The 17,026-nt window shown below is 69.0% G+C and carries 20 protein-coding genes; 12 read left to right on the top strand and 8 right to left on the bottom strand.

All coding sequences use genetic code 11. From position 1 onward, the window contains the following. Window positions 1–63 precede the first annotated feature (63 nt). Complete coding sequence (locus tag ABOZ73_RS10445; RefSeq protein WP_369058096.1) at window positions 64–846, bottom strand: SDR family NAD(P)-dependent oxidoreductase; 783 nt, start codon at window positions 844–846, stop codon at window positions 64–66. Window positions 847–912: 66 nt separating this feature from the next. Between ABOZ73_RS10445 and ABOZ73_RS10450 the strand changes: the two genes are divergently transcribed. Beyond that, a complete protein-coding gene (locus ABOZ73_RS10450) occupies window positions 913–1,314 on the top strand; it encodes a YkvA family protein (protein WP_369058097.1) in 402 nt (133 codons plus the stop codon). Between the two features lie 70 nt (window positions 1,315–1,384). Continuing rightward, window positions 1,385–3,037 carry an MFS transporter gene (locus tag ABOZ73_RS10455; protein WP_369062515.1) on the top strand — a complete coding sequence of 551 codons (1,653 nt, stop codon included), beginning with the start codon at window positions 1,385–1,387 and terminating at the stop codon, window positions 3,035–3,037. Between the two features lie 3 nt (window positions 3,038–3,040). Here ABOZ73_RS10455 and modB read toward each other — a convergent pair whose 3' ends face one another. Both modB and ABOZ73_RS10465 read right to left on the bottom strand, forming a co-directional pair. Further along, window positions 3,041–3,715 (bottom strand): molybdate ABC transporter permease subunit, encoded by a 675-nt coding sequence (modB, locus tag ABOZ73_RS10460; protein ID WP_369058098.1) that lies wholly within the window; start codon window positions 3,713–3,715, stop codon window positions 3,041–3,043. A gap of 25 nt (window positions 3,716–3,740) precedes the next feature. Then, complete coding sequence (locus ABOZ73_RS10465) at window positions 3,741–4,634, bottom strand: bifunctional precorrin-2 dehydrogenase/sirohydrochlorin ferrochelatase (protein WP_369058099.1); 894 nt, start codon at window positions 4,632–4,634, stop codon at window positions 3,741–3,743. A 146-nt stretch (window positions 4,635–4,780) separates the two neighbouring features. Between ABOZ73_RS10465 and ABOZ73_RS10470 the strand changes: the two genes are divergently transcribed. Both ABOZ73_RS10470 and ABOZ73_RS10475 read left to right on the top strand, forming a co-directional pair. Further along, window positions 4,781–5,245: a (2Fe-2S)-binding protein gene (locus tag ABOZ73_RS10470; protein WP_369058100.1), complete on the top strand. Its 465-nt coding sequence runs from the start codon at window positions 4,781–4,783 to the stop codon at window positions 5,243–5,245. Between the two features lie 11 nt (window positions 5,246–5,256). Then, complete coding sequence (locus ABOZ73_RS10475; protein WP_369058101.1) at window positions 5,257–7,443, top strand: molybdopterin cofactor-binding domain-containing protein; 2,187 nt, start codon at window positions 5,257–5,259, stop codon at window positions 7,441–7,443. On the opposite strand, the gene ABOZ73_RS10480 is transcribed toward ABOZ73_RS10475, so the two are convergent. After that, window positions 7,440–8,027 (bottom strand): NTP transferase domain-containing protein, encoded by a 588-nt coding sequence (locus ABOZ73_RS10480; protein ID WP_369058102.1) that lies wholly within the window; start codon window positions 8,025–8,027, stop codon window positions 7,440–7,442. The genes ABOZ73_RS10475 and ABOZ73_RS10480 overlap by 4 nt on opposite strands. A gap of 54 nt (window positions 8,028–8,081) precedes the next feature. On the opposite strand from ABOZ73_RS10480, the gene moaA reads away from it, so the two are divergent. Genes moaA through moaC form a run of 5 tightly spaced genes read left to right on the top strand, consistent with a single transcriptional unit; the run spans window position 8,082 to window position 10,844 of the window. Next, window positions 8,082–9,125 (top strand): GTP 3',8-cyclase MoaA, encoded by a 1,044-nt coding sequence (moaA, locus tag ABOZ73_RS10485; RefSeq protein ID WP_369058103.1) that lies wholly within the window; start codon window positions 8,082–8,084, stop codon window positions 9,123–9,125. Next, window positions 9,122–9,367: a MoaD/ThiS family protein gene (locus tag ABOZ73_RS10490; RefSeq protein WP_369062516.1), complete on the top strand. Its 246-nt coding sequence runs from the start codon at window positions 9,122–9,124 to the stop codon at window positions 9,365–9,367. Before moaA ends, ABOZ73_RS10490 begins: the two co-directional genes overlap by 4 nt. Continuing rightward, entirely contained in the window at window positions 9,364–9,807 is a 444-nt protein-coding gene (locus tag ABOZ73_RS10495; RefSeq protein WP_369058104.1) for a molybdenum cofactor biosynthesis protein MoaE, read from the top strand. The genes ABOZ73_RS10490 and ABOZ73_RS10495 overlap by 4 nt, the downstream gene beginning before the upstream one ends. 9 nt (window positions 9,808–9,816) lie before the next feature. Beyond that, window positions 9,817–10,374: a molybdenum cofactor biosynthesis protein B gene (gene moaB, locus ABOZ73_RS10500; protein WP_369058105.1), complete on the top strand. Its 558-nt coding sequence runs from the start codon at window positions 9,817–9,819 to the stop codon at window positions 10,372–10,374. Next, the gene (moaC, locus tag ABOZ73_RS10505; protein ID WP_369058106.1) at window positions 10,371–10,844 is read left to right on the top strand and encodes a cyclic pyranopterin monophosphate synthase MoaC; all 474 of its coding nucleotides are present in this window, start codon (window positions 10,371–10,373) and stop codon (window positions 10,842–10,844) included. Before moaB ends, moaC begins: the two co-directional genes overlap by 4 nt. On the opposite strand, the gene ABOZ73_RS10510 is transcribed toward moaC, so the two are convergent. Continuing rightward, complete coding sequence (locus ABOZ73_RS10510; RefSeq protein ID WP_369058107.1) at window positions 10,794–11,714, bottom strand: XdhC family protein; 921 nt, start codon at window positions 11,712–11,714, stop codon at window positions 10,794–10,796. The two genes, moaC and ABOZ73_RS10510, sit on opposite strands and share 51 nt — an antisense overlap. Before the next feature lie 144 nt (window positions 11,715–11,858). On the opposite strand from ABOZ73_RS10510, the gene ABOZ73_RS10515 reads away from it, so the two are divergent. Then, a complete protein-coding gene (locus ABOZ73_RS10515; protein WP_369058108.1) occupies window positions 11,859–12,734 on the top strand; it encodes a bifunctional regulator KidO in 876 nt (291 codons plus the stop codon). 151 nt (window positions 12,735–12,885) lie between these two features. Here the strand turns inward: ABOZ73_RS10515 and ald are convergent, their stop codons facing one another. After that, window positions 12,886–13,998: an alanine dehydrogenase gene (gene ald / locus ABOZ73_RS10520; RefSeq protein WP_369058109.1), complete on the bottom strand. Its 1,113-nt coding sequence runs from the start codon at window positions 13,996–13,998 to the stop codon at window positions 12,886–12,888. A gap of 118 nt (window positions 13,999–14,116) precedes the next feature. Here ald and ABOZ73_RS10525 point away from each other — a divergent pair, with 118 nt between their 5' ends. Further along, window positions 14,117–14,593, top strand: coding sequence for an Lrp/AsnC family transcriptional regulator (locus tag ABOZ73_RS10525; RefSeq protein WP_369058110.1), 477 nt, complete (start codon window positions 14,117–14,119; stop codon window positions 14,591–14,593). 70 nt (window positions 14,594–14,663) lie between these two features. After that, window positions 14,664–15,761 (top strand): acyltransferase family protein, encoded by a 1,098-nt coding sequence (locus ABOZ73_RS10530; protein ID WP_369058111.1) that lies wholly within the window; start codon window positions 14,664–14,666, stop codon window positions 15,759–15,761. On the opposite strand, the gene ABOZ73_RS10535 is transcribed toward ABOZ73_RS10530, so the two are convergent. Together ABOZ73_RS10535 and maiA are read right to left on the bottom strand one after the other, a co-directional pair. Continuing rightward, window positions 15,758–16,384, bottom strand: a complete 627-nt coding sequence (locus ABOZ73_RS10535; protein WP_369058112.1) for a carbonic anhydrase — start codon at window positions 16,382–16,384, stop codon at window positions 15,758–15,760. The two genes, ABOZ73_RS10530 and ABOZ73_RS10535, sit on opposite strands and share 4 nt — an antisense overlap. Next, window positions 16,371–17,021 (bottom strand): maleylacetoacetate isomerase, encoded by a 651-nt coding sequence (gene maiA / locus ABOZ73_RS10540; RefSeq protein WP_369058113.1) that lies wholly within the window; start codon window positions 17,019–17,021, stop codon window positions 16,371–16,373. The genes ABOZ73_RS10535 and maiA overlap by 14 nt, the downstream gene beginning before the upstream one ends. Window positions 17,022–17,026: the final 5 nt, after the last annotated feature.

A 17,026-nucleotide genomic window follows, 5' to 3' on the forward strand; every position in this document is an offset into this window, starting at 1 on the left:
CTCAATGACGAAAGGCCGGTGGTCACCCACCGGCCTTTTTCATTTGGGCTCCGAGTTTCGGGTTTAGCGCGGAGCCATGCGGATGCCGCCGTCGAGGCGCACGTCCTCGCCGTTGAAGTAGCCGCACTCGATCATGGTCAAGGCCAGCTGGGCGTATTCGTGCGGGTTCCCCAGGCGCTTGGGGAACGGGACAGACGCGGCCAGGGCCGCCTTCACGTTCTCGGGCGCGCCGTTCATCAGCGGGGTGTTGAAGATGCCCGGCAGGATGGTGTTGACCCGGACGCCGTCGTTCATCAGGTCGCGGGCGATCGGCAGGGTCATGCCGATGACGCCGCCCTTCGACGCCGAATAGGCCGCCTGGCCCACCTGGCCGTCCTCGCCCGCCACGCTGGCGGTGTTGACGATGGCGCCGCGCTCGCCGTCTTCCAGCGGCTCCAGGTCCAGCATGCCCTTGGCCGACTTGGCGATGCAGCGGAACGTGCCGACGAGGTTGATCTGGATGATCTTGTCGAAGGCGTCGAGGGGGAAGTGCTTGGTCTCGCCCGTGGCCTTGTCGCGGCTGGCGGTCTTGATGGCGTTGCCAGTGCCGGCGCAGTTGACCAGGATCCGCTCCTGGCCGTGGGCGGCGCGGGCCTTCTCGAAGCCGGCGTCCACGTCGGCGTCCGAGGTCACGTTGACCTTGCAGAACACGCCGCCGATATCCTTGGCCACGGCTTCGCCGGCGGCCTCGTTCATGTCGAAGATGGCGACCTTGACGCCCTTGGCCGCGAGGGCGCGGGCGGTGGCCTCGCCGAGGCCGGAGGCGGCGCCGGTGACGACGGCGGCGATGGTGTTGTCGAGCTTCATGGACGTCTTCCCATTCCAGGCGTTCTAATGGACCGTTCGAGCGGCTTTGGAGGAACCCATACAAAGATGAGCGCGCAAGCCAAGCCGTCACCCGACGTCAACCAGGCGTTGGATCCGTCAAAAGCGCTGGTTCCGGCCGTCGTGCGCGTGAACGAGCAGCGCGTGGCCCGGGGCTTCTGGCCCAAGATCGCCCGCACCGCCGGAAAGATTCCCTTCGCCGCCGACGCCTTGGCGGTGTTCTGGGCGGCCCGTGATCCAGCCACCCCGAAAAAGGCCAAGGCCCTTATGCTGGCCGGGTTGGCCTATTTCGTCCTGCCCACCGACGCCATTCCCGACATCCTGGCCGGGGTCGGCTTCACCGACGACGCCGCGGTGATGGCGGCCATGATCGCCCTGGTCGGCCGCCACCTGAAGGCCAGCCACAAGCAGGCCGCCCGCGAGTGGCTGGAGAAGAAGGGCCAGGGCTAGCCATCGACCCCTTGTCGCCGAACGGCGTGATGCTAGACCTCGTCAAAACAAGCGGGGGAAACGCATGAGCATGGCGGCGGACGGCGCCTCGGAAGAGAAGGGCGCTTCCATGCGCACGGTGGTGGCGGCCTCGTCCGCCGGCACGGCCTTCGAGTGGTACGACTTCTTCATCTTCGGGTCGTTGACCCAGGTGATCTCCAAGACCTTCTTCGCCGGCCTGAACGACACGGCGGGCTTCATCGCCGCCCTGGCCCTGTTCGGGACCGGTTTCGCCTTTCGGCCCCTGGGCGCCCTGATCTTCGGGCGCATCGGCGACAAGGCCGGGCGCAAGGGCGCGTTCCTGATCACGGTGTCGATGATGGGCGTGGCGACCTTCGCCATCGGCCTGCTGCCCACCTATGGCCAGGTCGGGGTCGTCGCGCCGATCCTGCTGATCCTGCTGCGCATCGTTCAGGGCCTGGCCTTGGGCGGCGAGTATGGCGGGGCGGCGATCTATGTGGCCGAGCACGCGCCGTCGAAGCGGCGCGGCTGGGCCACGGCCTGGATCCAAACTTCCGCCGCCTTTGGCCTGCTGGGCGCACTGGCGGTGATCCTGATCACCCGCACGACCCTGGGCGAGACGGCGTTCGCGGCCTGGGGCTGGCGCATTCCGTTCCTGGTCTCGGCCGGCCTGCTGGCGATCTCGATCTTCATGCGCCTGAAGCTGACCGAAAGCCCCAGCTTCCAGAAGCTGAAGGCCGCCGGGGAAGAAACCAAGGCCCCCTTCAAGGAAGCCTTCGGCGAGTGGAAGAACCTGAAGCTGGTCCTGCTGGCCTTCTTCTCGATGATGAGCGCCCAAGGCGGCGTCTGGTACACCGCCTATTTCTACAGCCAGGTGTTCCTGGAGAAGTTCCTCAAGGTCCCCGCCACGACGGTCAACGCCATGATCATGGTGGTGACCCTGGCCAGCGCGCCGCTCTACGTCTTCTTCGGCTGGCTGTCGGACAAGGTCGGCCGCAAGTGGGTGATGCTGGGCGGCATGGTCCTGGCGACGGCGCTCTACTTCCCGGGATTCCACCTGCTGACCCAGTTCGCCAACCCCGCCATGGCCGAGGCGCAGCAGCGCACGCCGGTGACGGTCACGGCCGATCCCGCCGCCTGCTCCCTGCAGTTCGATCCGGTGGGCAAGGCGGCGTTCGTCACCTCCTGCGACATCGCCAAGACCGTGCTGGCCAATGGCGGAATCTCCTATGGCAACGAAGCGGCGCCGGCTGGAACGGTCGCCAGCGTGCGGGTCGGCCAGACCGTCATCGCCTCCGTCGAGGGCGCCGGCCTGTCGCCCGCCGAGCTGAAGGCCGCCAAGGCCGGGGTCGAGGGCCGGATCAAGGCCGCCCTGGCCGCCGCCGGCTATCCGGCCATCGCGGATCCCGCTCGCATCAACCTTGTCGGGGTGTTCGGGGTGCTGATGCTGTTCACCGTCGCGGCCACGGCGCTCTACGGCCCCATGGCGGCGGCTCTGGTGGAGCTGTTCCCGACGCGGGTTCGCTACACGGCCCTGTCGCTGCCCTATCACATCGGCACCGGCTGGGTCGGCGGGTTCCTGCCCTTCACCGCCTTCGCCATCGTGGCGGCGAGCGGGAACATCTATGCGGGGCTCTGGTATGGGGTGTTCTTCACGGTGCTCAGCGCCGTGACGACGTTGTTCTTCCTGCCCGAGACCAATGGACGGCCCCTGGACGACTAACGCCTAGCGGAACCGGCTGGCGGCGCGGCCCACGAAGTCCGCCGCCATCACCGCGACCACCGATAGGCCGGCGGAGGCGAGGCAGAGGATCGCCGCCCGGGTCTCGCCGCCGGGCGTCTGCACCGCCGCATAGATCGCGGCGGGCAGGGTCAGGGTCTCGCCCGGAATGGCGGCCACGAAGGTGATGGTGGCGCCGAACTCGCCCAGGGCCCGAGCAAAGCCCAGGACGAGCCCGGCCCCGATGCCCGGCGCCGACAGCGGCAGCAGAATCCGAACGAAACGGGCGAGGGGGCTGGCGCCCAGGGTGCGGGCCGCCTCTTCGACCTCGGCGTCGATCGCCTCGATCGACAGGCGGATCGGCCGCACCATCAGCGGAAAGGCCATGATGCCGGCGGCCAGGGCGGCGCCGGTCCAGTCGAAGGCGAAGACGATCCCGACCTTCTCCAGCGCCGGACCGAGCAGGCCGCGCCGCCCGAACAGCACCAGAAGCACGAAACCCGTCGCCACCGGCGGGATCACCAGCGGCAGGTGCAGGGCGGCGTCCAGCAGGTTGCGGCCCGGAAAGCGTCCGCGCGCCAGGGTCCAGGCCGCCAGGATCGCCGGCGGCAGGCCGGCGACGGCCGCCACGGCCGCCACCTTCAGGGACAGGAAAAGGATCGCCAGATCGCCGGGCTCCATCAGCCCGGCGTATCAGGCCGCCCCCTCAGGCGCTAGGCGCGGCGAGAAGGACCTCGACCTCGACCTTGGCCTTCATCAGGGCGCGCAGGTCGGTCGCGTCCACGGGACCGGTGATGACCCGCGCCACCTGCAGGCCGGAGTTGGCATGGGCGATCAGGCCTTTGACGTCGATCTCGGCGGGATCGACGCGCTCGGCGTCGCGACGGGCCAGGCCCAGGATCTGCGGGTCGGCGTCCTCGTCGGCGATCAGGATGTCGGCCGCCGCCAGGGTGCGGGCGGCGCGCAGGGTCAGCAGGTCGGCGGGGCCGCGGCCGGCGATATAGCGCACCCGGCCCTTCACCTTGCCGCCCAGGGCCAGGGCCTCGACCAGCTGTTCGCCGGCGGCGTCCATGTCCCCGTCCATGGCCAGCTGGGCGATGGGGCCGGTCAGGATTTCGCGCATGAAGAAGCGGCGCTTGGTCTGGTCGGGCAGGGCCTTGCGGACCGCGATCTGGTGCAGGTGCAGAAGGGCGGCCACCCGGCCGGCGCCTTCGGGCACCCGGGCCTCGATGTCGCTGCGCAGCAGGGACGACAGCAGGGGCGCGGCGCCGGCGGTGCCGACGGCGGCCACCACCTCGCCCCGGTCGATCACGGCGGGGGTCTGGAAATCCGACAGCTTGGGCTTGTCGACCACATTGATCATCGCCCCGGCGGCCTTGGCGGCTTCGTGGGCGGTCTCGGCGAACAGGTTGTCGCCGGCGATGAACACCAGGGTCGCGTCCTGATAGGGGGTGCGGGTGAACGCCTCCGGCGCCTCGATGCGCACGACCTGGGCCGGCGAGCCGGCGAACAGGCGCGCCTTGGCCTCAGCCGCCTCGCCCGTCCCGGCGATGACGATCTTGGCGCCCTTCAGGGGAAAATAAGCGGGAAACGCGTCCACTTGGGTCTCTCACACACACGCTAGAATCGGCGCGGCCCCTCACCGCACGGCGACGCTTAGCCGCACATCGTGAATTTTCCACTCGCACTTGAAAACTTATCCGAGCCAAGATGCGCATAGCTTGACGTGGATCAAGGAGTTGTCTGGTGGCGATGACCCTGCAGGTGAACGGACGCGCCATAAGCGTCAAAGCCGACCCTCAAACACCGCTTCTATGGGTCTTGCGGGATGAACTGGGCCTGACGGGGACCAAGTTCGGTTGCGGGGTCGCTCAGTGCGGGGCCTGCACGGTCCATGTGGACGGCCAGCCCATGCGGGCCTGCCAGACGCCGATCGAGCTGGTCGGCGGCAGCCAGATCACCACCATCGAGGGTCTGGGCGGTTCGCATCCGCTTCAGCACGCCTGGGTCAAGCACGACGTGCCCCAGTGCGGCTACTGCCAGTCGGGCCAGATCATGAGCGCCGCCGCCCTGCTGGCCCAGACGCCGCAGCCGACGGACGATGACATCGATGCGGTGATGAGCGGCAATATCTGTCGCTGCGGGGCCTATCAGCGCATCCGCGAGGCCATCAAGGACGCCGCCGTCGTCGCCGCAACGGCCAAGACCTGAGGGAGGGCGCGATGAACAAGATCGTGAAGCCCTCGGCCCTGACCGGCGCCACCCGCCGCGAGGTGGTGATCGGCGCGGCCCTGGCGGGCGGTGCGCTGACCGTCGGCGCCTGTTCGCCGGCCGACATCATGTCCCTGGGGACCAGCAACGACTTCGGGGCTTTCGGGCCGTTCCTGAAGATCGCGCCCGATGGGGCGGTGACCGTCATCTCCAAGCACATCGAGTTCGGCCAGGGAAACCACGCCGGCCTCGCCGCCATCCTGGCCGAGGAGCTGGACGCCGACTGGTCCAAGGTGCGGGTGGAGCAGGCCGCCGCCAACACCAAGGTCTACATGAACACCGGGATGGGCGCGCAGGGGACCGGCGGCTCTTCGGCCATCGCCAATTCCTGGGAGCAGCTGCGCAAGGTCGGGGCCGGCGCACGGGCCATGTTCGTTCAGGCGGCGGCCGCCAAGTGGTCTGTTCCGGCCGCCGAGATTTCCGTGAAGGATAGCGTGGTGAGCCACGCGGGCAGCGGCCGCTCGGCCGCCTTTGGCGAGCTGTTGGCCGACGCGGCCAAGGTTCCGCCCCCGGAAAACCCGACGCTCAAGGACCCCAAGACCTTCACCCTGGTCGGCACCGATCGGGTCCGCCGCAAGGATGCGGTTCTGAAAAGCACCGGCCAGGCCCGCTTCACCCAGGACGTGCGCCTGCCGGAGATGCTGGTCGCGGTGGTCGCCCACCCGCCGCGCTTCGGCGCGACGCCGCAGAACTTCGACGCCGACAAAGCCAAGGCGGTCGCGGGGGTCATAGACGTCTTTTCGGTGAAGTCGGGCGTGGCGGTGGTGGCCGACAGCACCTGGGCCGCCTTGCAGGGGCGCGACGCCCTGAGCGTCACCTGGGACGAGAGCAAGGCCGAGAAACGCGGCTCCGACGCCCTGGCGCAGACTTTCCGCGACATCGCCGCCGGCAAGGACGCGCAGATCAAGTGGCAGGCGTTCGACAGCAAGGGGACCGTGGGCGACCTGTCGGGGGCGGACGTGCTGACCGTGGGCTACGACTTTCCCTATCTCGCCCACGCCACCATGGAGCCGATGAACTGCGTGGCCCAGGTGAAGGGGCGCAAGGTCAAGCTGACCTTCGGGTCTCAGTTCCCGACCCTGGACCAGCTCAACACCGCCAAGATCGTCGGGACGCTGCCCGGCTCGGTGGAGATCGAGACGCTCTATGCCGGGGGCTCCTTCGGACGGCGCTGCAATTTCCAGTCGGACTACGTCGCCGAGTGCGTGCGCATCGCCAAGAAGACCGGCGGCCGGCCGGTGAAGCTGGTCTGGACGCGCGAGGACGACCAGCGGGCGGGCTATTACCGCCCCCTGACCCATCACGCCGTCTCCGTACGAGTGGACAAGGACGGCTATCCCGTCGCCTGGCGCCACCGCATCGTCACCCAGTCGATCATGAAAGGCTCGCCCATGGGCGGCGGCGACGGTCCCGAGCCGCCGGCGGTCGAGGGGGCCCAAGGCTCGCCCTATCTGAAGGCTACGCCCGCCGTGGACGCCCAGGTCGCCATGCCGGAAGTCGGCGTGCCGGTCCTTTGGTGGCGTTCGGTGGGGGCGACCCACACGGCCTACGCCATGGAGCACACCATCGACCAACTGGCGCGCAAGGCGGGCAAGGATCCCGCCGACTATCGCCGCGCCCTCTATCAGAAGGCCGGGTCGAAGCGGCATCTGGCGGTGCTCAACCTGCTGGTGGAGCGGTCGGGCTGGAAAAGCCCGGCTCCCGAGGGATGGGTGCGCGGCCTCGCCGTCCATGAAAGCTTCGGCTCGGTGGTCGGACAGGTCGCCGACGTCCAATTGATCGAGGGCCAGCCGCCCAAGGTCGGCCGCGTGGTGACGGTCATCGACTGCGGCACGGCCATTTCGCCGGACCAGATCGCCGCCCAGATGGAAGGCGGCACCTGCTATGGCCTGTCCGGGGCGATGTACGGCCAGATCACCCTGATCGATGGCGTGGTCCAGGAGACCAACTTCGACACCTATCGCGTCCTGCGGATGAACGAGGCGCCGAGGGTCGAGACGCATATCCTGCCGTCCGCCGGCGCGCCGTCGGGCGTGGGTGAACCCGGAACGCCGGTGATCGGCCCGGCCGTGGCCAACGCCATCCTGGCCGCCACGGGCCAGGCGACGCTCAGCCAGCCCTTCGTGCGGCCCGTCTAGGCCTGGTGGGGAAGGTCCACGTCGAACAGGACGCCCTCGTCCTCGGTGGGCAGCAGGGTGAGCCGGTCGCCGAGGGCGTCGAGTACGGCGCGGGCGCCCTGGTCTCCGCTGACGCCGCGAAGTTCGTCGAACAGGCCCGCCGACAGGACCGCCGGATGCCCGCGCCGGCCGTTGCAGATCGGGGCGGCGGCGAGCGCGCCCTGATCGACCGCTTCGGCCAGGGGATCGAGCAGGTCGTGGGGAATGCGCGGCATGTCGCCCAGGAAGACGAAGGCGGCGCGGCAATCGCCGGCGGCCTGCAGGCCCGCGCGCAGGGAAGCCGACATGCCCTCGGCGTGATCAGGGGCGTAGACGAGGGTGAGGCGGCGGGATTCGCCCCAGCGGCGGGCGAAGGCCAGGGCGGCTTCCTCCACACGGTCGTCGGCGCCCAGCACCACGGTGACGCAACGGGCAGGCGCGGCGAAGGCTGCGGCCAGGGCGCCCTCGATCAAGGGCGCGCCCCCGAAATCGGACACCAGCTTGCCGCCGCCGAACCGGCTGCCGGACCCGGCCGCCAGCACGATCGCCTCGAAACTCCTGCGCATGTTCGCGCCCCTGTAACCGTGGCCCCAGACAGCCTATGTTGGCCGACTGCAGCCATGACGCCTTTCGACGCCACGCCTTCCCTGTTCCGCCGGCCGAGCCCTGACCAGGGCCTGGTGGACGGATTCGGCCGCCGGGTGACCTATCTGCGGGTCTCGGTGACCGATCGGTGCGACCTGCGGTGCACCTATTGCATGGCGGAGCATATGACGTTCCTGCCCAGATCCGAAGTTCTCGGCCTGGATGAACTGGACCGGCTGACCTCGACCTTCATTGATCTGGGGGTGCGAAAGGTGCGGCTGACGGGTGGCGAACCGCTGGTGCGCAAGGGCGTGATGGACCTGGTCGCGGCGCTGTCGCGGCATATCCGCTCAGGGGCGCTGGACGAGCTGACCCTGACCACCAACGGCACCCAGCTGGCGCGTCATGCCGATGATCTGGCCCGATATGGCGTGGGGCGGATCAATGTGTCGCTCGACACGCTAGACCCACAGCTTTTCCGCCGCCTGACCCGGGGCGGCGACCTGGCTCAGGTGATGGCGGGCCTGGAGGCGGCGAAGGCGGCGGGTCTGAAGATCAAGATCAACGCGGTGGCCCTGGCCGACGACAACGCCGCCGAGCTGCCGGACCTGATCACCTGGGCGCACAGCCAGGGGTTCGACATGACCCTGATCGAGACCATGCCCATGGGCGAGGTCGAGGCCGACCGCACCGACCAGTTCCTGCCCCTGTCGCGGGTGCGTGAGCAGCTGTCGGCCTTCTGGACGCTGGAGGAGCTGCCGCTGAACACCGGCGGCCCGGCCCGCTATGTCCGCGTGGCCGAGACGGGCGGGCGGCTGGGCTTCATCACGCCCCTGACCCACAACTTCTGCGAGGCCTGCAATCGCGTGCGTCTGACCTGCACCGGGGTGCTGCACACCTGTCTGGGGCGCGAGGACGCCGCCGATCTGCGCGCCGTGGTGCGCGGCGGGGCCGATGACGGGGCGCTGCGGGCGGCGATCCTGACGGCCGTGACGGGCAAGCCGCGGGGGCACGACTTCCGCATCGATCGTGGCGCGGCGCCGGCCGTCTCCCGGCACATGTCGATGACGGGCGGCTGATGCGGGTCCTGTTGTTCGGGCGTCTGGGCGATGTGGCCGGCTGGCGCGAGCGCGTGCTGGAGGCGCCGCCCGTTGATCTGGCGGCCCTGCGCGCGGGGCTGTCGGCCGAGGATCCGCGCCTGGGCGAGGCCCTGGACGGCCCCGGCGTGCAGGCGGCGGTGGACCAGGTGCTTGTCCGAGGCTCGATGTCGTTGCACGGCGTGGCCGAGGTCGCCTTTCTTCCTCCCATGAGCGGCGGATGATCGTTCTGCAGACCGAATCCCTGGATGTCGGGGCCCTGACGGCGGCGTTCTGCGCCGATCGCAGCGAGACCGGCGCGGTGGCCACCTTCATCGGCCTGGCCCGCGCCGAGGGCGGGGCGACCCGCGTGCTGGAGCTGGAGGCCTATCCCGGCTTCACCGAAAAGGAGATCGGGCGGATGGTCGATGAGGCGCGGACGCGCTTTGGCCTGCACGACGTGACGGTGATTCACCGCATCGGCCCCGTCGCGCCCGGCGAGGCGGTGGTCTTCGTGGCCACGGCCGCCGTCCATCGGCGCGAGGCGTTGCAGGCCTGCGATCAGCTGATGGACTATCTAAAGAGCCGCGCCCCGTTCTGGAAGAAGGAGCACGGCCCCGACGGCGCCCGCTGGATCGAGCCGACGGGCAAGGATCTGGCTGACGCCGGGCGCTGGGACCAGTAGGACGAGGTCATGAGCACTCCTTCTTCTCTCGTTCCGGGCGGCCGGATCGTCGACGACCTGCCCTTCACTCCCGTCCGCGTGGCGGTTTTGACCGTGTCGGACACCCGCGACGAGGACAGCGACACCTCCGGCGCCCTGCTGGCGGGCCGGATCGAGGGGGCGGGCCACGTCCTGGCCCATAAGGCCCTTGTTCCCGACGACATCACCGCCATCCGCACGGTGGTGAAGGCCTGGATCACCTCGGGCGAGGTGGACGCCGTCATCACCACGGGCGGCACCGGCATCACCGGCCGCGACGTGACGCCGGAAGCGCTGGAGCCGCTGTTCGACAAGACCATCGACGGCTTCTCGGTGGTGTTCCACATGGTCAGCTACCAGACGGTGGGGTTGTCGACGCTGCAGTCGCGGGCTGTGGCCGGGATCATCGACGGGGTGTTCGTCTTCTGCCTGCCGGGCTCGAACGGGGCGGTGAAGGACGGCTGGGACAAGGTGATCAGCGCCCAGCTCGATAGCCGTCACAAGCCCTGCAACATGGTCGAGCTGATGCCCCGGTTGCTGGAGAAATGAGCCGCCTGACCCACATCGACGACCAGGGCCGCGCCCGCATGGTCGACGTCTCCGACAAGGCGGTCACGGCGCGCGAGGCTGTCGCTGAAGGGTTAGTGCGCATGACGCCGGAAACCCTGGCCCTGGCGGTGTCGGGCGAGGCCAAGAAGGGCGACGTGCGCGCGGTGGCGGAGATCGCCGGCGTCATGGCGGCCAAAAAGACCGCCGACCTGATCCCGCTGTGCCACCCGCTCGCCCTGTCGAAGGTCGAGGTGGCGGTGGAGCCGGCCGAGGGCGGAATGAGCGTTCGCGCCCGGGTGAAGACCAGCGGCCAGACCGGGGTGGAGATGGAGGCCCTGACGGCCGTCTCCGTCGCGTGCCTGACGATCTACGACATGCTCAAGGCCGCCGACAAAGGCATGACCATCGAGGCGGTGCGCCTAGTCGAAAAGACCGGCGGCAAGTCCGGGGATTGGCGACGTCAGGTTTGAATTGCGCACGGCGGTGATCTCGCCGAGCACCGCGACCGCGATCTCGAACGGGGCCTTTCCGCCTAGGTCCAAACCAATGGGCGCGCGCAGCTTGGCCATGTGGCGCTCCGCCACCCCGGCCTTGCGAAGCCGCGCCAGGCGCTCCGGCAATCGGGCGCGGGCCCCGAGCAGGCCCACATAGGGCGCGTCCGAGGGCAGGGCGACGGTCAGCGCCGCCTCATCCAGATCCATGTCGTGGTGGCAAACGGCGACGGCGCTCCAGGCGTCGAGGCCGATGTCCGCCAGGGCCTTGTCGGGCGCGGCGCGGCTGTAGTTCACGCCGGCGATGGGCGGCGCGTCCGAGGGGCCGTTTGGCCGGACAAGCCAGGTCTCGTGGCCGCAGGAAACGGCAAGGGTCGCGATGGCCAGCGCCGCAGGGTCGCCGCCGAACACGACCAGGCGGGGCGCGGGGTCGAAGCGGCGCTTGAACGCCCCGAGCCAAGGCTGGGCGTGATCCGGCAGGGTGCAGGCGCGCTGGACGCCGTCGGTCAGCCACACGGCCGGCTGCCGGGTCTTGGTGTAGACCCGAAGGGCCGCCGCGGCCGCGTCGTCAGGCGAGATTCGCTCGACCAGCACCTCCAGCCGCGCGCCGCACAGCAGGCGGATGTCAGGCCAGGGGCTCCCCGCGCCATAGACCAGCCGCCGGGGCGGGCCGTCATCCAAGCAGGCGGCGGCGTGGAGGGCCACGTCGGCCTCGATGCAGCCGCCGGAAAGGAAGCCGGAAACCTCCTCCTGTCCGAACACCATCTGGGTCCCGACGGGGCGGGGGCCTCCGCCCTGAAGATCCACGATGGTGACCAAAATCGCCGGACCTTTTTGCAAGGCGCGCATCAGGCTTGGCCGTGCATCGTCGGAAAAACCGAAGGTCGGCCAAGGGTTTAGGTCGAATGGTGTCGTAGTCCCCATGCAACGACCTTAACGCCTCGGAAAGACTTCAGATACGGGTTCTTAGGCCTTAGGGGCGATCCTCCGCCTATGAGCAGCCTCGTCTCAAAACTCGGCCTCAACGCCGCGCAGTTCGGTCTGGACGGTTCGTCCAGCCTGCGCTCGCGCTCGCCGCAGGCGGAAACCCGGGAGATCCTGGGGATCGCCGCGCGCGCCGGCCTGGGGGTCATGGACACGCAGGGCCTGTACGGCCACGCCGAAGGCCTGCTGGGCGAAGTTCTGCCGCGCCCGGTGCCGTTCCGCATCACCATCGGCGCCGCGCGCGCCGACCGTGGCCCGATTCATGTGGAGAACGAGGCCCGCGCCGCCCTGCGCCGCCTGCAGGTCGAGCGGGCCGATTCCATCATCGTCTCGTCCATGCACGACCTGCTGGGCCCGAACGGCGACCATTTCTGGAACACCCTGCTGGCGCTGAAGGACGAGGGTCTCTTCGCCAAGGTCGGGGTTTCCGTCCACGCCACGGACGACTCCGTCGGCGTGATGAAGCGCTTCAAGCCGGACATCGTCCAGGCTCCGGGCAGCCTGCTCGACCAGCGCCTGCTGGCCGACGGCACCCTGGCGCGCCTGGCGGGCCTGGGCGCCGAGGTTCAGCTTCGCTCGATCTTCCTGAACGGCCTGCTGTTCCTGCCGCCGGATCGCGTGCCGGCGCAGCTGAAGGGCGCTTCGGGGCGTCTGTCGCGTGTCCGCCGCATGATCGCCGAGGGCCGTTCCGACCCGCTGCAAGCGGCGCTGGGCTTCGCCCTGTCGCGCGTCGAGGCGCATTCGGTGCTGGTGGGGGTGACGTCCGCCGCCGAGCTGTCGGCCGTGGTGGCCGCCGCGGCGAGCCCGCCGCCGGATCTCGACTGGGATGAGATGGCGATCGACGATCCGATCGCGCTCGACCCGAAGAACTGGGCCGCGGCCTAAGCCATAATTCCAGATTGGAGGCGCCCTCGGGGCGGGCTGTGCTCAACCGCAGCCTCGCCCCGAGGAGCCGAACATCGACCGCGTTCTGACCCGCGGCCGATGTCGTCTCTCAAGGCCGCTTCCCGAGGGAGGCGGCCTTTTGAGTCTGTGCTCAGCCCCACACGCCGTACGGATCGACCGACGGCTTGCCCAGCGCCTGGGCGACGGCCGGGTGGGTCAGCTGACCCTTCAGCACGTTCAGGCCCTTGGCCAGGTGGGGGTTGGTCTTCAGCGCGTCCAGGCCGTGGTTGGCGAGGGCGAGGCCGAAGGGAAGGGTTGCGTGACCGAGGGCGTCGGAGGAGGTGCGGGGGGCCGCGCCCGGCATGTTGGCCACGCAATAGTGGACCACGCCGTCGACCGTGTAGGTCGGCTCGGCGTGAGTGGTCGGCTTGCTGGTCTCGAAGCAGCCGCCCTGGTCGATGGACACGTCCACCAGGACCGAGCCGGGCTTCATGCGCTTCAGGTGTTCGCGCTTGACCAGGGTCGGCGCGGCGGCGCCGGCGGTCAGCACGGCGCCGATGACGACGTCAGCTTTCAGGATTTCGTCCTCGACCGAGTCAAGCGACGAGTAACGGGTCAGGATGCGGCCTTGGAACAGGTCGTCCAGCTGGCGCATGCGGGGGATGGAGCGTTCCAGCACCACAACCTCGGCGCCGAGGCCGGCGGCCATGCGGGCGGCGTTGATGCCGACCACGCCGCCGCCCAGAACGGCCACGCGGGCCGGGGGGACGCCGGGGACGCCGCACAGCAGCAGGCCCATGCCGCCATTGTGCTTCAGCAGGGTTTCAGCCGCCGAGAACACGGCGATACGGCCGGCGACTTCCGACATGGGGGCCAGCAGCGGCAGGCCGCCCGTGGCGTCGGTGACGGTCTCATAGGCGATGGCCGCGCAGCCCGAGGCCAGCAGGCCTTCGGTCTGGGCCGGATCGGGCGCCAGGTGGAGATAGGTGAAGAGGATGTGCTTCTCGGTGAGCTTTTCCCACTCGACCTTCTGCGGCTCCTTCACCTTCACGATCATCTCGGCGCCGGCGAACACGGCGTCGGCGTCGGCGACGATCTTCGCGCCGGCCTTGACGTAGGTCTCGTCGGTGTAGCCCGCGCCTTGGCCGGCGCTGGTCTGGACGATGACCTCGTGGCCGTTGGCCACATATTCTCGGACGGCCGAGGGGGTCAGGCCCACCCGGTGTTCGTTCGGCTTGATTTCAGAAGGGACGCCAACGCGCATGATGTTTCCTCCACTGGCGGGATGTTGAACGCAGTGTATCGCGCGCCGGCTGCGGCATCCCGGCGTAATGGCTGTGAAGACCTTTGTTATATGGAGCTGTCGTGCAACAAGTCGTCGAATGACGCAGGATTCCGCCAAATCACTCGATGAGTTCGACAGAAAGCTGTTGCGATTTCTCCAGCGGGACGGGCGCGCCAGCTATGTGGACATGGCCAAGGCGGCCAACCTTTCGGAGTCCGCCTGCCTGCGCCGGGTCAGGGCCCTGGAGCAGGCCGGGGTGATCGATCACTACTCGGCGGTGCTGGACCAGCGGGCCGTCGGGCTGCCGCTCAGCGTCTTCGTCACCGTGACCCTGGCCTCCCAGGCCGAGACCACCCTGACCGCCTTCGAGACCGCGGTGGCCGGCGTGCGGGAGGTGGCCGAATGCTACCTGATGACCGGCGGCTCGGACTATCTGCTGCGGCTGGTGGTGCGGGATGTCGATGATCTGGAGCGTGTGCACAGCCGCGAGCTGACCCGCCTGCCAGGCGTCACCCGGGTCAGCTCGTCCATCGCCATGCGGACAGTGGTGAAGCGGGCGGAGCTGCCCCTCTAACCCAGGCGTAATCGGCGGTTGCGGCCACGGCGTCCCGCACGCTACTCCCAAGGCTCAAGGGGGGATCAACGTGGCGTCAGGTGATCGTTTCGCGCACATCGACAGCCTTCGCGCGGTCGCGGCGCTGCTGGTGGTCTGGACCCACGCGGCCGAGATCTTCGCCGGCCTGGGCGGCGTGGTCACCGGGGCCTGGGTGCATGAGGTCGCCTACCGTTTCGACTTCGGGCGCATCGGCGTGGTCGCCTTCTTCGGGGTCAGCGGCTTCCTGATCCCAAGCTCCCTGAAGCCCGGCGCGCCGGATGCGGCCCGCAACTTTCTCATCCGCCGCTTCTGGCGCCTGTATCCGGCGTTCTGGGCGTCGATCCCCCTCGCCTACGCCATAATCTGGCTGCCGTTCGGGCGCGAGCCGAGCCTCCACGACATCGCCCTGAACTTCACCATGGCGCCCGAATGGCTCGGCGCCGCGCCGGCCATGGGGCTGTACTGGACGCTGCAGATCGAGCTTCTGTTCTACGCCATCTGCCTGGGCCTGCTGGCGACCGGCCTGTTGCGGCGGGGCGGGGCCATGGCCGGCTGCCTGACGGTCAGCATGGGCGCCTTCGGTTTCCTGATGCTGGCGACCCTGCTGAAGCTGAACACCGGCGAGCTGGCGATCCTGGCCTTCAACCTGTCGGCCATGTTCGTCGGCGCGGTCTGGCGGCGGTTCCTGGACGGCAAGGTTGAAAGCTGGCTGGAGCGGTTGATCCTGGCCGGCGCGTGCGCCGTGTTCCTGATCCTGCTGCCCGCTTTCGGCGCGGTGATGCTGAAGGTCGCCGGCCCGTCGGAATTCTGGTTCCGCTTCCCCGCCTCCTACGGCCTGGGCATGGCGGTGTTCCTGCTGATGACCAGCCTGATGAAGGTGCGGTGGGCGCCGCTGGCGGCGGTGGGGCGCGCCAGCTACTCGCTCTATCTGATGCACCCGCTGGTGATCTACGCCGCCTTCTGGCTGATGCAGAAGGCGGGCGTATCAGACGGCGATATCGGTCTTCTGACCCTGGCCGCCATGACCGGGTCCATCGCCCTGGCGTTCGCGGCCTATCTCCTGGTCGAAAAGCCGGCGATCGCCATCGGCCGTCGCATGACCGACGGCCGCAGGAAGGGCGCCGGCGTCGAACACGCCGCGCCCTAGCCGTCCAGGGCTTCCTGATAGCCTTCCAGGCTGTTGATCGTCACGCCCAGGTCGGTGACCAGGCCGTTGGCCAGGGAATAGACCCAGCCGTGGACCGACAGGATCTGGCCCCGCGCCCAGGCGTCCTGCACGAAGACGTCGGAGGCGACGTTGCGCACCTGGCGGATGACGTTCAGTTCGCACAGCCGGTCCAGCTTGGCGCGCTCGCCGTCGATAGCGTCCAGTTCGCTCCGGTGCTCGGTGTGAACCTCGCGGATCGGGTGCAGCCAGTGATCGACCAGGCCCCGGCGCTTGCCGTCTATGGCCGCCGCCACGCCGCCGCAGCCATAGTGGCCGACGACCATGACGTGCTTGACCTTCAGGACGTCGACCGCGAACTGCAGCACGCTCAGATAGTTGGCGTCCTGCGGCGGGGCGAGGTTGGCGACGTTGCGGTGGACGAACAGCTCGCCGGGGTTGAGGCCGACGATCTCGTTGGCGGGCACCCGGCTGTCCGAGCAGCCGATCCACAGGTATTCAGGACTCTGCTGGCCTTCCAGGCGCTTGAAGAAGTCAGGATCGACCTCGGTCTTCCTGCGCGACCAGTTGAGGTTGTTGAGCTTCAGATCATCAAGCCGAGGCATTGGCTGCTTCCGGTTGCATGTCGGGATGGGCGGCGGCGAAGGCGGCGTGCTCGGCTGCTTCGGCCACGACTTCGCGGATGTGGGGATAGGGCGCCAGGTCAAGGCCGAAGCGGTTAGCGTTGTACACTTGCGGGATCAGGTAGCAGTCGGCCAGGCCCGGCGCGTCGCCGTAGCACCAGCCCTGGCCGTGGCGGGCGATCATGCCGTCCAGCGCCTCGAAGCCCGGGGCGATCCAGCGAGCGACCCAGGCCTTCACCTGCTCGTCGTCGGCGCCGAGGTCGGCGCGCAGACTGTTGAGGACGCGCAGGTTGTTGAGCGGATGGATGTCGCAGGCGACGATCATGGCCATGGAGCGGACCAGGGCGCGGCCGTCATCGTCGTCCGGCATCAGCGGCGGCTCGGGATAGGTGTCCTCCAGCCATTCCAGGATCGCCAGGCTCTGGGTGATGATCTTGCCGTCCGTCTCGAGCGCCGGGACGAAGCCTTGCGGGTTCAGGGCCTTGAAGGCCTCGGACTGCTGATCGCCAGCCAGGAGGTTCACCCCCCGCTGTTCGAACTCCAGGCCCTTCAGGTTCAGGGCGATGCGGACGCGGAAGCTGGCGCTGGAGCGCCAGTAGTTGTGCAGGATCAGGTTCATGGGAA

The sequence above is a fragment of the Caulobacter sp. 73W genome, assembly GCF_041021955.1.
Taxonomy (GTDB): Bacteria; Pseudomonadota; Alphaproteobacteria; order Caulobacterales; family Caulobacteraceae; genus Caulobacter.